Here is a 12,639-nt window from a genome sequence, read left to right as displayed (position 1 = left end):
CACTATAGTGCAACGCAACACGGCCATTTGTCCGCTCCGAGTCAAGATATAGTTATTGCCCCAATTACCTTTCTAAGACTATGGGTATATATCTGTCGAGGCAACAAAAAAGCGCGGGGGAATCCCAATGTCGAAGGGGCGGCGTGGACTCTGGGCAACAGTACTGGTAGGCTTTGTCACAATATTGACTAGTCCCGGTCATGCTCATGCAGAAACGCGGGCCTTGTTGGTGGGGGCGTGGCAGTTCCAGTCCAAGTTGATCATGGACCTTGTCGGGCCGGAAAATGATCTGGCGGCGATGGAGGCGCTGATTCGGGGACAGGGCGCGAGCGACGTCACCGTGCTGCGCAACGACGGCGTCAGCCGCACCACGGTCGAAACCGCGCTACACGCGCTGGGCCTGCGCTCCAGGCTGGGCGACTGGATATTCCTTTATTATACCGGCCATGGCGCGCTGGCCGAGGCCGCGGTCAAGGGCACGCGCGACGGCGACACCGACCAGTTCCTGCCGCTGCCCGGCTTCGATCCCGATGTGAAGGACGCAGAGCGCTTCATCGTCGACAAGGATTTCTACACCTGGCTGTCCCTGTATGTGCCAAAGGGCGTGCAGGTGCTGATGATGGCCGACACCTGCCATTCCGGCACGCTGCACCGTTCGGTCGATCCGCGCGTCATGGGCATGACCCCGCGGCTGACGCTGGGCGCGCGTAATGTCGAACTGGGATCGCGCCCGGCGCCGCGCTTCGCCAGCGTGCTGGCGTCCGCCGATGCGGCCCCGGTCAGCGCCACGCGCGACGACCTGCCCAACCTCTATTATATCAGCGCGGCGCTTGACGATCAGATCGCCTGGGAAAATGCGCTGCCGGTGGAGGGCGCGCCGACTCGCGGCTTCCTGACCTGGTCTTTCGAGCAGGGCATGTCCACGCCGCGCGCCGACGGCAAGGGCATGGCCGCCGACCAGGATGGCGACGGCACGCTGTCGATCGGCGAACTGGGCGCCTATCTCAACGTCCAGGTGCGGATGCTGAGCGGCCAGCGGCAGGAAAGCAGCACGATCATCCCGCCGGGGCGGGAGGGGCAGCCTTTGTTCGCCACCGTGCCGCCGCCGCCCGCGCCGCCGGTGCCGCCGCCGCTGCCTGGTCTCTATGTCGCGGATGTGAAGGCGCGTGCCAGCGTCAGCGGCGATCATCCCTGGCGCATCCTGACCGACGGGCAGGGGGCCGATTTCGTGTGGGACGCGCGGGCGCAGGCAATGCTGCGCCGCACCGGCGACATCGTCGCCCAGAATGTGAAGACCCCGGCGCAGGTGCGGGGCGTGATCGATAAATGGGCGGCGCTGGAGGCGCTGCGCCCGCTCCTGTCGGAACGCGGCGCGCGGTTGATGGTCGGCCCGCTCGACAATGGCGCGCGCTATCCGTCCGGCGCGCCGGTCACGCTGGCGCTGGCGCAAACGGGTGATGGCTCGGTCGCGCCTGGCCCGCGTTATGCGACCGTGTTCAACATCGCGTCGGACGGCACGGTGCAGCGGCTGTTCCCGGTCGCCGCATCGGACGGCAAGGGCGAACTGGCCGCCGGCCAATCGCTGCCCGTCCTTGAAAGCCAGGTCATTCCGCCGTTCGGCGCGGACCATGTCGTCGCGCTGGTGACGGCGCAGCCGCCCGACGATTTCCGCCTGCTGCTGCGCATGGTCGAGAACCAGCGCGCCGCGGCCCGACTGGTCGCCCCGATCCGCGACCTGATGGTCAAGGCCGGGGCGCAGGCCAGCCTGTCGGTCGGCGAACTCTATACCGGCAACTGACCATGCCGCCGCGCGTCTTAGGACCGATCGACATTCAGAAGATGACGAGCCGAAAATGGTGGTTTTTCGTGACCCGGAGCGCAGCGTACTTAAAGTACGTGAGCACCGGAAGCGCGGAAAATCGCCATTTGCAGGCCGTCAGGGCTGAATGTCGATTGGTCCTAGTTGCTCAGGATCACGGTCCGGCTTTTGGCGGCGCTTTTATTGCCGATATCGACCCGATATTGGCCCGACGCGCGCGGCGTGACGGCGCAGACCGGGGCATAATCGGCATTGTCGTCCAGGCAGATCTGCCGGCCCGACGCATCGAGCAGGCGGATATACATGTTGGTGCCGATATCGCCGATCGCGCCGATGCGCAGCGGCTCGCCGCCCTTGGCGGTGACGTTGAAGCGATAGGCGTTGCGCGGATTGACGTCCTGCACGCGCCGCACCAGCCCCTTGCCAAAGGCGGAGGCGAGCACGCCGCGCCCCGCCGCCGACTGCGCCAGCCGAATTTGCAAGAGCAGCGCCTGGTCGTCACGCGCCAGCGCCTTTGCCTCGGTAAACAGCGCGTCGGGGGAGAAAGCGGCGTCGCCCTGCGCCGGGGTCGCGCCATCGGCCATCGGCACCTGTTGCAGCATCCGGGCGGCGGTCAGCATCGCATGGGGATCACGCTCGCGCCGGGCGAAGTCGGCGACCTGACGCGCGGCGATCGCCTGGGCGAAGGGATCGGCGGGCGGGCCGGGGGGCGTGACTGGAGAAGCGACCGGCGGAGGAGTGGCTGGCGTCGGAACCGTCTCCTGCGCAGCGACGGGACTATAAAGCGCCATCATCGCCACACCCGCGATCAGGAATTTCCCCATCATGTCCAACCCTTTCGGTAAGATATTCTCGTCCCCTGTGGATACTGCCGCAGCGGTGGGAAAGCCAGTGCTTGCGGGCGGCGCGGAACTGGCGGGTTATGCCCACAAGCAATTGTCGGCGCTGGTCGGTGCGGTCGGGGGCGAGGGACGCTATGCCGCCTTCATCAGCTACAGCCATGCCGACATGAAGGTCGCGCGCTGGCTGCACCGCGCAATCGAAAATTATCGCGTGCCCGGCGCGCTGGTGGGGACGGCGGGCGATCGCGGCCCGATCCCCGCGCGGTTGCGCCCGATCTTCCGCGATGAGGATGAACTGGCGGGGGCCGCCGAACTTGGCCCCAAATTGCAGGGAGCGCTCGCCCGGTCCGACGCGCTGATCGTCATCTGCTCGCCCAGCGCGGCCCGATCGGTCTGGGTCGACAAGGAAATCCGATCGTTCAAGCGCTGCAATCCGGGTGCCCCGGTCTTTGCGCTGATCGCCGCTGGCGTGCCCGGCGATCCGGAAACCGACTGTTTTCCCGCGCCCTTGCTCTTCGCGCTGGACGCAGCGGGTGAACTGGATCGCAGCCAGCCGCTCGAACCGTTGGCGCCCGACCTGCAAAAGAATGAGCGCCATATCGTCAAGCTCAAGCTGATCGCGGGCCTGCTCGGCGCGCCCTATGCCGCGCTCTATCGCCGCGACCAGCGCCGCAGCCGGCGAATCGCCGCCGCCCTCTCCGCAGCCGCCCTGCTGCTGATCGTCGTGCTGAGCGGCCTGTCTATCGCTGCCTTCACCTATGCCCGCATGGCGGTGCAGCAGCGCAACGCGGCGCAGGCCGCGCGCGCGCTGGCGGAGCGGAACGCCGACAAGGCGGAGCGCCGCGCCTGGCTGGCCCAGGTCGCCGCGCAGGAGGTGCGGCGCATGGTGGCGGAAGGCGAAAGCTGCCCGCGGCCGTGAAAATCGAGTTCACCCTCCTCCGTTCGGGCTGAGCCTGTCGAAGCCCCGTCCTTCTTCCAGCGTGAGAAGGAAAGAACAGCCCTTCGACAGGCTCATGGCGAACGGGCCTGTTACAGGTTTATTGCCTCAGTCCCTCCAACTCGGATCGATCCGGTCGATTCGCCGCACCATCGTCTGGAAATCGGGCACGCCCGGCCCGACCGGCAATTGCACGGCGCTCAGGTCGCGCTGATGCACTGCGATCACATCCGCGGGAATGTCGATCGGCGTGCCCGCCGCGCCCGCCGCGACCTGGATCTCGCAGGCGCGTTGCAACAGCCAGTGGGTCAGGAAGGCTTCGGGCAGGCTGCCCGCCATCACCAGCGTTCCATGATTGCGCAACAGCATGACGCGACGGTCGCCCAGATTGGCGATCAGCCGCTCGCCTTCGTCGGCGCGAATCGTGATGCCTTCAAAGTCATGATAGGCGATTCGCCCGATGAAGGCGGCGGCGTAGAAGCTGATCGGTTTCAGCCCCTCTGCGCAGGCGCTGACCGCCATGCCCGCGGTCGTGTGCGTATGAATGATGCAATGCGCGTCGGGCAAATGCCGATGAAACACGCTATGCTGGGTGAAGCCCGCACGGTTGACGGGATAGGGACTGCCGTCCAGCACCTGACCGTCTATGTCGATCTTGACGAGGTTGGAGGCGGTCACCTCATCATAGCCCAGGCCAAAGGGATTGATGAGAAAAGCGCCGTTTTCGTCCGGTACGCGCAGCGTAATATGGTTGTAGATCAGTTCCGACCAGCCCATATGATCGAAGATACGGTAGCAGGCGGCAAGCTGCTGGCGCGCCGCCCATTCGGCGGCGGGCATATCGGGGTGTTTGGCGGCTGTAGCCATGGCGATCCTCCACTATTTTTATGCCGCCACTATCCGCCCGCATGCTCGGCTTGTCGAGTATGAAGGCTTTAGGGTTGAGTTTACGCGACTCTGCTGATAGGGCGCCGCCCACATGGCGTAGGGCGACCTGCGACGACTCATTGGCTTTGCTATTCGGTCGGCCCGTCGGGAAAGACGTGAAAATCCCGGCGAACCGCTCGTTTTCGATTGGAGATTAACGGACTTATGCAGATCATCGTTCGCGACAATAATGTCGACCAGGCTCTTCGCGCACTCAAGAAGAAGTTGCAGCGTGAAGGCGTGTATCGCGAAATGAAGCTGCGTCGTCACTACGAGAAGCCCTCGGAAAAGCGCGCCCGCGAAAAGGCTGCCGCTGTGCGTCGCGCCCGCAAGATGGATCGCAAGCGCGCCGAGCGCGACGGCGCGAAGTAAGCGCTATCGGGGCGGTCCCCGGCCTATGCGCCATCGCCGCCCCGTGTCCTGCCGAACACCCTGCCCTTAATTTGCGAGAGCATGCGCCATGTCCACGACGGCCGTACCCCTTCGTTCTATCGCCAAGGGGTCGTTGACGCGCCTCTGGATCGGTGTCGCCGCGATCGCGCTGGCGGCTGGTGGCCTCGCCTGGGCGGGCCAGCAGGGCGTCGAAGCCTCGCCGTCGGCGTTCCTGACGCAGAACACGCATGCGGACGGCGTTGTGACCACCGAATCGGGCCTGCAATATAAGGTTCTGTCGGAAGGCACCGGCGCCAACCCGACCCCCGCCGACGTGGCGCTGGTCGGTTATAAGGGCACGCTGCTCGACGGCACGGTGTTCGACGAGAATCCGCAGGCGCCGATGCCGATCGACGGCGTCGTGCCGGGCTTCTCCGAAGGGCTGCAAAAGATGAAGAAGGGCGGCAAGTATCGCCTCTGGATTCCGCCGCAGTTGGGCTATGGCGACCAGGCGGCCGGCCCGATCCCGGCCGGTTCGGTGCTGGTGTTCGACGTCGAACTGTACGACTTCAAGTCGAAGGCCGAACTGATGAAGTTGCAGCAGCAAATGCAGCAACAGCAAGGTGGGATGCCCCAGGGCGCGATGCCTCCGGGCGTGCTGCCGCAGCGGGGTAACTGAGCCGGATCATCGGCTTGATCCGCCAGTTGTGAGCCGCCGTTGAGATTGTCGGAATGGCGTATCGATGCGCATCGCTTGATGGTTCGATACGCTATTCGACTTCGCTTCGCCTCTACTCAACAAACGGACTGAGACAGGCTCAAGCCGTCTCGCTCTAGCTATCGATGCTCGCGAGTCGCAACCCGAACGTCGACCGATTTGTCGGCGGCAGCGTTCGCGTTCGCGGCATGGTGCGCCTGACCTGTGCTGGTCCCGGCGTCAGGCCTGATGTTAGCGCCTTGGCATAAACCGGTCTGTCGGGGGACTTCGGGGTGGCGGCTTTCAACACCGCCTCCACATCGGCCGGTTCATCGAATGCGACGCCGAAATGCTGGCCTGTGGTCCAGACGACCCGTGCCGGGATTTCCGTCGCGCCCCGCATGATGGTGACGCGCGCCCCCACGCCGGGTGACCGGCCCTGAACTTTTGCGCCGCCTTCGGAAATATCGCGGATGCGAACCAGTTGGCGGGCGGCAAGCGACTCGCCCAGATGGACATGGGCGTCCATGAAAACGGTAGAGCGCTTTGCGCGCGGGGGCAGGTCCATGATCCTTCTCGCATGATGTTGCACCACGGATGAGGAATCCCGAAACGGTCGATGGTTGCAGGACGCAGGCGTCCCCCGCGCCGATCCGGGCAGGGAATGGGACGGCTGCCATGGCAGTCGCTCAGCGTTGTGGGCCGATCCCCTTTTCCACCAATGCGTTGGCTATCGCTGCGATCTCTTCGGCCGGGCGGCTGTCGTCCCAGACGCCGAAGCGCAGCCCCAGGAACACGTTCATGCCCATGATCGCCCAGGCATGAACCTCCTCCACATCGGCGCGCACGTCGCCCTTGTCCGCGGCCGCGCGGAGCCGTCCGGCCATGCGGGTGGCGGTATTTTCATAATGGGCGCGATAGGCGGCCGCATCGACAAATTCCGATTCGTCGATGATGCGGTAGATTTCCTTATGTTCGCGCGCGAACTCCAGAAAGCTGAGCAGGCCGATCCGTTCGGCGTCGATGCCGTCGCGCGCGGTGGCGATGCGGGGGGACACATAGTCGCGCACCTGGCCCGACATGTCGTTCACCAGCGCGCGGAAGATATCGTCCTTGGTATCGAAATAGGTGTAGAAACTGCCCAGCGCGCAGCCCGCCCGGCGGGTGATGCCGCTGATCGAGCCGTCATGGAAACCCTTTTCGCCAAATTCCTGCGCCGCCGCCGACAATAGCGCGCGGCGGGTGCGTTCGCCGCGCGCGGTGCGCGGTGTCTTGTCGTCCTTGGCGGCCTCTTCCCCGGTCATCACCACTCCTGCCATCTGTGTTCTTTTTGCCGCAGCGACGGTCGCTCGTCAGCGCCTCTCTATTTCAAGTTGAAAGTTGGTTCAACTTTCATTATCGAATCGGTCAAGACGCATCGCGACCCGCCAACCGGGCGCACCGATCAGGAGAGGAACCGCCCATGAAGGCCCATCACAGCATTCGCGCCATCGCCCTTGCCTCCGCCGCGTGGAGCGGCGTGGCCGCGCTGCCGGCGCTGGCCCAGCAGGTGCCGCAGGGCGCCACCGTCGAGCAGGATGAGGGGGCGATCATCGTGACCGCCCGGCGGCGGGAGGAGACGCTGGTGAGCGTGCCGATCGCGGTCAGCGCCTTTTCCGGCGAAGCGCTGGAGCGCGGCGGGGCGATCGATATCACCGATCTGGCGAATGTGACGCCCAACACCACGCTGGAAGCGTCGCGCGGCACCAATTCGACGCTGACCGCCTTCATCCGCGGCGTGGGGCAGCAGGACCCGGTGTCCGGCTTCGAACAGGGCGTGGGCATCTATCTGGACGATGTGTATCTGAACCGGCCGCAGGGCGCGATTCTGGACATTTACGATGTCGAGCGGATCGAGGTGCTGCGCGGGCCGCAGGGGACGCTCTATGGCCGCAATACGATCGGCGGCGCAGTGAAATATGTGACCAAGATGCTGCCGCAGGACTTCGCGCTGAAGATCAAGGGCAGCTATGGCACCTATGACCAAGCCGATGGCATCATCAGCGCCTCTGCCCCGATCGGCGACCTGATCCGCGTCGGCGGCGCGTTCGCCCGGCTGTCGCGTGGCGGCTTTGGCGACAACCTCACCACCGGGGACGAGAATTACAACAAGGATGTCTGGGCCGGGCGGGCCACGTTCGAAATGGGCGGCTATGGCCAGCCGGTGCTGATGCGCATCACCGGCGACTATACCAAGGATGATAGCAGCGCGCGCGGCGGCCATCGCCTGATCCCCGGCCAACTATCCGGCGCGCCGGTGCTGGACGACGTTTTCGACACACGCGGCGGGCTGTCCGACCCCAAGCAATATGTGAAATCCTACGGGCTTTCGATGAATATCACGGCGGAACTGTCCGACGCGGTGACGCTGCGGTCGATCAGCGCGTGGCGCAAGGATGACAGCGCGTCGCCGATCGATTTCGACGCGCTGCCCGCGGTCGATGTCGATGTGCCGGCCTTCTACTTCAACGAGCAGTTGAGCCAGGAATTTCAGCTGCTTTACGACCAGGGGCCGCTGCACGGCATGGTCGGCTTCTACTATCTGGATGCCAAGGCCGACACGGCGTTCGACGTGCGGCTGTTCACCACCGTTCCCGGCCTAACCGCCTATACCCAGGCCGATGTCGATACCGAAACCTATGCGGTGTTCGGCGACTTCACCTTCGACATTTCGCAGCAATTGAGCATTTCCGCGGGCGGTCGTTATACCTGGGACAAGCGGCGGGCCGACATATTGCGGCAAAATTATCTGGGTGGCGGGTCGCCCTTGTTTGGCGGCGCTGGGGTGGCGTTCGGCGCGCCCGGCACCAATTTCAACGGGGAGCGCGAATATAGGAAATTCACCCCGCGCGTGTCGGTCAGCTACAAGCCGACGCCCGACCATAATCTCTATGCCAGCTATGCGCAGGGCTTCAAGGGCGGCGGTTTCGACCCGCGCGGCGTGGGCGTCAACGCCCCCGACCTCAACAGCGACGGCATCCGCCAGGACAGCGAGATCGCCGCGTTCCTGAGCTTCCGTCCGGAAAGCGTCGACAGCTATGAAGTCGGCTATAAGGGCAATTTCATGGACGGCGCGCTGTATGTGGCGGTCGCGGGCTTCTATGCCAATTATAAGGATGTGCAGATCCCCGGATCGGTCGCCTGCTCGGTCGGCGGCATCCCCTCCTTCTGCGGCGTCGTGTCCAATGCGGGCAAGGCGCGGTTCAAGGGGCTGGAGTTCGAGAGCAATGCGCGGCTGGGCCGTGACATGCTGACCGGTGGTGACCGGCTGAACCTGTCCACCGCGATCGGCTATATCGACGCGGAATATCGCGAATATATCAGCAATATCGGTGGCGTGCCGACCGATGTGGCAGCCAATCGCGAGGTGCAGAATACGCCCAAATGGACCGCGAGCGGCACGCTGGGCTATACCGCGCCGGTGGGGGCGGGCAGCCTGTATCTGGGCAGCACGGTGTCGTGGCGTAGCAAAGTCTATCAGTTCGAAATTCCCAACCCCTATATCGACCAGAAGGGCTTTGCGCTGTGGGACGCGAGCATCGTCTATACCGCGCCCGACGATCGCTGGACGCTGGGGCTGCATGGCAAGAACCTGCTGGACAAGGAATATAAGACGTCGGGCTATACCTTCGTCGCGGCCAATGCGACGACAGGTGCGATCGTCAACAATGCCGCGGGTTTCCCGACGCCTACGCTGGGCAGGGAGGGGACGCTGACGGCCTTTTATGGCAATCCGCGGCAGGTGTTTGTAACGGGGACGGTGAAGTTTTAGGTTCGGTATTCCCGCGCAGGCGGGAATCCAGTTCGACGGCGGGACTGGGTTCCCGCCTTCGCGGGAACACGCTTTTGCTTTGCGGCGAGGGGCGTAAGGAGCAAGCATGACCGACCTACCTACCCCTTCCGCCTCTGCTACTTCCCCCGCCTATCGTGGCGTCGTGCTGGCGATGCTGCTGCTGGTCTATACGTTCAACTTTCTCGATCGGCAGATTCTGGGCATCCTCGCTGGACCCATAAAGGCGGAGCTGGGGTTGAGCGATACGCAGCTTGGGGCGCTGGGCGGGATCGCCTTTGCTTTGCTCTATTCGACGCTGGCGATACCGTTGGCGCTGCTGGCGGACCGGACCAGCCGGACATGGGTCATCACCGTCAGTCTCGCCATCTGGAGTGGCTTTACCGCGCTCTGTGGCGTCGCGACCAGCTTCGCCCAGATGTTCCTGTTCCGCATCGGGGTGGGCGTGGGGGAGGCGGGCGGCGTCGCGCCATCCTATGCGGTGATTTCCGACACGTTCCCGCAGCATCAGCGAGCGCGGGCGCTGTCCATTTACTCGCTTGGCATCCCGCTGGGGTCGGCGGGCGGCGTGCTGCTGGGCGGCTATATCGCGCAGGCGGTGGAGTGGCGGACGGCCTTCATCGCGGTGGGCATCATGGGCATCATGATCGCGCCGATTTTCCGGCTGGTGGTGCGCGAACCGGCGCGGCCGGTGCAGGCGGCCGATGCGGTGCCGGTGTCGGCGGTGTTCGGCATATTGGCGGCCAAGCGTAGTTTCTGGATGCTGGCGCTGGGCGCGGCGTGCAGTTCGATGTGCGGCTATGGCGTCGCCTTCTGGTTGCCCAGCCTGCTGATGCGCAGCTTTGGCCTGGACCTGATGGGAGCGGGGCAGTTTCTGGGCGGTTTGCTGCTGATCGGCGGGGTGGCGGGTGTGCTGCTGGGCGGATGGCTGGGCGACGCGATGGGGGGCAAGGACAAGGCCTATTATGCCTGGGTGCCGGCGGTCAGCTATGTGGTGGGGATGCCCTTGTTCGTGGTCGGCGTGCTGTCGGGCAGCGTCACCGCCGCCTTCGCGCTGTTCCTGATCCCGCAGGCTTTGGTCTATGTCTGGCTGGGGCCGGTGCTGACCGCCGTGCAGCATCTGGTCCCCGCCCATATGCGGGCGAGTGCGGCGGCGAGTTTCCTGCTGATTAACAATCTGGTCGGGCTGGGGCTGGGATCGTGGAGCGTCGGGGCGTTGTCCGATGCGTTGACGCCGACCTATGGGGTGGAGGCGTTGCGCTATGCGATCGTGGCGGCGCTGGGCTTTTATCTGCTCGCGGGGCTGTTCATGGCGCTGGCGGGGCGGGCGTTGCGCAAGGATTGGGTCGCGGCGTGAGACAGCGAGTGCGACAATTGTAGCGATGTCGCCATTTCATGAATGGACGGAAGCAATGGCTTCATTCGTGATTTTGGTGCATCAATAGGCGGCGTGTTCCCGCGAAGGCGGGAACCCAGCTCAGCCATTGGAACTGGGCTCCCGCCTTCGCGGGAGCACGTTGTTTTTTAACGCTCTTTCGTGGCGCTGAATTTCACCTGCGGGTGGCGTTCCTGCTGGTAGCCGATGTCCCAGGCGCTGCGGGCCATGAATACGAGGGCACCGTCGCGGTCCTTGGCCATGTTGCTGACATTATGGGTGACCAGTTCCTTGACCGCGGCATCGTCGCCGCTGATCCAGCGGGCGGTGTCGAAGGGTGACTGTTCGAGGCCCGCCGCGACCTTATATTCGGCCTCAAGGCGGGAGATCAGCACTTCCAGCTGAAGCTGGCCGACGACGCCGACGATCCAGTTGCTGCCGATTTCGGGGTAGAAGACCTGGATGACGCCCTCTTCGGAGAGGTCGTCCAGCGCCTTGCGCAGCTGCTTGGTCTTGGTCGGGTCTTTCAGCTGGACGCGGCGGAGGATTTCCGGCGCGAAATTGGGCAGGCCGGTGAAGCGCAGGCCGGGCTTTTCGGACAGCGTATCGCCCACGCGCAGCGCGCCATGATTGGGGATGCCGATGATGTCGCCTGGATAGGCCTCGTCCGCCAGTTCGCGGTCCTGCGCGAAGAAAAGGATGGGCGAGTGGACGGCGAGCGGCTTGCCCGATCCCGACGGCGTCAGCTTCATGCCGCGTTTGAACTTGCCGGAGACGAGGCGCATGAAGGCGATGCGGTCGCGGTGCATCGGGTCCATATTGGCCTGCACCTTGAAGATGAAGCCGGTGACTTCGCTATTGTCCGGTTCGATCGCGGCGGGTTCGGCGGGCTGGGCGCGGGGCGGCGGGGCGTGGGCGGCCAGCGCGTCGATCAGTTCGGTGACGCCGAACAATTTCAGCGCCGATCCGAAATAGACCGGGGTCAGGTCGCCCGCACGATAGCGGTCGAGGTCGAAGCTGGCATAGCCGCCCTGCGACAGTTCGGCCTCTTCGCGCAGCTTTCCCAGCGCGTGCGGGGTGAGGAAATCGGCCAGTTTCGGGTCGTCGAGGCCGGTGAACTGGTGGCGGGTGCCGTCGAACTCCTTGGACGGGCCGGTAGGTTGCATCAGGCGGTTGGTGGCGAAGTCGTAAATGCCCTCAAACTCGCCACCCATGCCGGCGGGCCAGCTCATCGGGCAGACGTCGAGCTGCAACTGGTCGGCGACTTCATCGAGCAGGCCGAAGGTTTCGCGGCCCTCGCGATCGACCTTGTTGACGAAGGTGATGATGGGGACGTTGCGCAGGCGGCAGACTTCGAACAGCTTGCGAGTCTGCGGCTCAATGCCCTTGGCCGCGTCGATCACCATGACGGCGGAATCGACCGCGGTCAGGGTGCGGTAGGTGTCTTCGCTGAAATCTTCATGGCCCGGCGTGTCGAGCAGGTTGAAGGTGATGGTTTCGCCGTCACGGGTGCGTTCGAACGTCATGACCGAGGAGGTGACGGAAATGCCGCGCTGCTGCTCGATCTTCATCCAGTCGGAGCGGGCGCGACGGTTCTGGCCGCGCGCCTTGACCTCACCGGCGAGGTGGATGGCGCCGCCTTCCAGCAGCAGCTTTTCGGTCAGCGTGGTCTTGCCGGCGTCCGGGTGGGAAATGATCGCGAAGGTGCGGCGGGATGGGATGGTCATCTATCAGTCATTCTGGTTCGTCATTCCCGCGCAGGCGGGAATCCATCTCCAGACCTTGCGTCAGGAGGTGGGGTTGGGAGATAGATTCCCGCCTACGCGGGAATGACAAGAAAA

General features: G+C 64.6%; 11 protein-coding genes. 6 read left to right on the top strand and 5 right to left on the bottom strand.

The annotated features are described in order from the left end of the window. Positions 1 to 229 precede the first annotated feature (229 nt). Entirely contained in the window at positions 230 to 1,798 is a 1,569-nt protein-coding gene (locus tag HHL08_RS13295; protein WP_328804658.1) for a caspase family protein, read from the top strand. A gap of 161 nt (positions 1,799 to 1,959) precedes the next feature. On the opposite strand, the gene HHL08_RS13290 is transcribed toward HHL08_RS13295, so the two are convergent. Further along, complete coding sequence (locus tag HHL08_RS13290) at positions 1,960 to 2,646, bottom strand: hypothetical protein (RefSeq protein WP_169573631.1); 687 nt, start codon at positions 2,644 to 2,646, stop codon at positions 1,960 to 1,962. Between HHL08_RS13290 and HHL08_RS13285 the strand changes: the two genes are divergently transcribed. After that, complete coding sequence (locus tag HHL08_RS13285; protein ID WP_169573630.1) at positions 2,645 to 3,580, top strand: toll/interleukin-1 receptor domain-containing protein; 936 nt, start codon at positions 2,645 to 2,647, stop codon at positions 3,578 to 3,580. The two genes, HHL08_RS13290 and HHL08_RS13285, sit on opposite strands and share 2 nt — an antisense overlap. Positions 3,581 to 3,706: 126 nt before the next feature. Here HHL08_RS13285 and HHL08_RS13280 read toward each other — a convergent pair whose 3' ends face one another. Next, a complete protein-coding gene (locus HHL08_RS13280) occupies positions 3,707 to 4,465 on the bottom strand; it encodes a class II aldolase/adducin family protein (protein WP_169573629.1) in 759 nt (252 codons plus the stop codon). A gap of 225 nt (positions 4,466 to 4,690) precedes the next feature. On the opposite strand from HHL08_RS13280, the gene rpsU reads away from it, so the two are divergent. Together rpsU and HHL08_RS13270 are read left to right on the top strand one after the other, a co-directional pair. Continuing rightward, complete coding sequence (rpsU, locus tag HHL08_RS13275; RefSeq protein ID WP_006957190.1) at positions 4,691 to 4,897, top strand: 30S ribosomal protein S21; 207 nt, start codon at positions 4,691 to 4,693, stop codon at positions 4,895 to 4,897. An 88-nt stretch (positions 4,898 to 4,985) separates the two neighbouring features. Next, positions 4,986 to 5,576, top strand: coding sequence for an FKBP-type peptidyl-prolyl cis-trans isomerase (locus tag HHL08_RS13270; RefSeq protein ID WP_169573628.1), 591 nt, complete (start codon positions 4,986 to 4,988; stop codon positions 5,574 to 5,576). Between the two features lie 154 nt (positions 5,577 to 5,730). Here HHL08_RS13270 and HHL08_RS13265 read toward each other — a convergent pair whose 3' ends face one another. Together HHL08_RS13265 and HHL08_RS13260 are read right to left on the bottom strand one after the other, a co-directional pair. Beyond that, positions 5,731 to 6,162: a PilZ domain-containing protein gene (locus tag HHL08_RS13265; protein WP_169573627.1), complete on the bottom strand. Its 432-nt coding sequence runs from the start codon at positions 6,160 to 6,162 to the stop codon at positions 5,731 to 5,733. A 121-nt stretch (positions 6,163 to 6,283) separates the two neighbouring features. Next, on the bottom strand, positions 6,284 to 6,898 hold the full coding sequence (locus HHL08_RS13260; protein WP_169573626.1) for a TetR/AcrR family transcriptional regulator: 615 nt from the start codon (positions 6,896 to 6,898) through the stop codon (positions 6,284 to 6,286). A 158-nt stretch (positions 6,899 to 7,056) separates the two neighbouring features. On the opposite strand from HHL08_RS13260, the gene HHL08_RS13255 reads away from it, so the two are divergent. Next, entirely contained in the window at positions 7,057 to 9,405 is a 2,349-nt protein-coding gene (locus tag HHL08_RS13255) for a TonB-dependent receptor (protein WP_169573625.1), read from the top strand. A gap of 106 nt (positions 9,406 to 9,511) precedes the next feature. After that, positions 9,512 to 10,780, top strand: coding sequence for a spinster family MFS transporter (locus HHL08_RS13250; protein ID WP_169573624.1), 1,269 nt, complete (start codon positions 9,512 to 9,514; stop codon positions 10,778 to 10,780). A gap of 167 nt (positions 10,781 to 10,947) precedes the next feature. Here the strand turns inward: HHL08_RS13250 and HHL08_RS13245 are convergent, their stop codons facing one another. After that, positions 10,948 to 12,525: a peptide chain release factor 3 gene (locus HHL08_RS13245; protein WP_169573623.1), complete on the bottom strand. Its 1,578-nt coding sequence runs from the start codon at positions 12,523 to 12,525 to the stop codon at positions 10,948 to 10,950. Positions 12,526 to 12,639: the final 114 nt, after the last annotated feature.

This window comes from Sphingobium psychrophilum (assembly GCF_012927105.1).
In the GTDB taxonomy this organism is placed as follows: domain Bacteria; phylum Pseudomonadota; class Alphaproteobacteria; order Sphingomonadales; family Sphingomonadaceae; genus Sphingobium; species Sphingobium psychrophilum.
This window is presented reverse-complemented; position numbering and strand designations above follow the sequence as displayed.

Bases quoted from the DNA above. Each gene is read 5' to 3' on its own strand.
- HHL08_RS13280 (WP_169573629.1), bottom strand. From the start codon at position 4,465: ATGGCTACAGCCGCCAAACACCCCGATATGCCCGCCGCCGAATGGGCG.
- HHL08_RS13285 (WP_169573630.1), top strand. From the start codon at position 2,645: ATGTCCAACCCTTTCGGTAAGATATTCTCGTCCCCTGTGGATACTGCC.
- HHL08_RS13255 (WP_169573625.1), top strand. From the start codon at position 7,057: ATGAAGGCCCATCACAGCATTCGCGCCATCGCCCTTGCCTCCGCCGCG.
- rpsU (WP_006957190.1), top strand. From the start codon at position 4,691: ATGCAGATCATCGTTCGCGACAATAATGTCGACCAGGCTCTTCGCGCA.
- HHL08_RS13265 (WP_169573627.1), bottom strand. From the start codon at position 6,162: ATGGACCTGCCCCCGCGCGCAAAGCGCTCTACCGTTTTCATGGACGCC.
- HHL08_RS13250 (WP_169573624.1), top strand. From the start codon at position 9,512: ATGACCGACCTACCTACCCCTTCCGCCTCTGCTACTTCCCCCGCCTAT.
- HHL08_RS13260 (WP_169573626.1), bottom strand. From the start codon at position 6,898: ATGACCGGGGAAGAGGCCGCCAAGGACGACAAGACACCGCGCACCGCG.
- HHL08_RS13290 (WP_169573631.1), bottom strand. From the start codon at position 2,646: ATGATGGGGAAATTCCTGATCGCGGGTGTGGCGATGATGGCGCTTTAT.
- HHL08_RS13245 (WP_169573623.1), bottom strand. From the start codon at position 12,525: ATGACCATCCCATCCCGCCGCACCTTCGCGATCATTTCCCACCCGGAC.
- HHL08_RS13270 (WP_169573628.1), top strand. From the start codon at position 4,986: ATGTCCACGACGGCCGTACCCCTTCGTTCTATCGCCAAGGGGTCGTTG.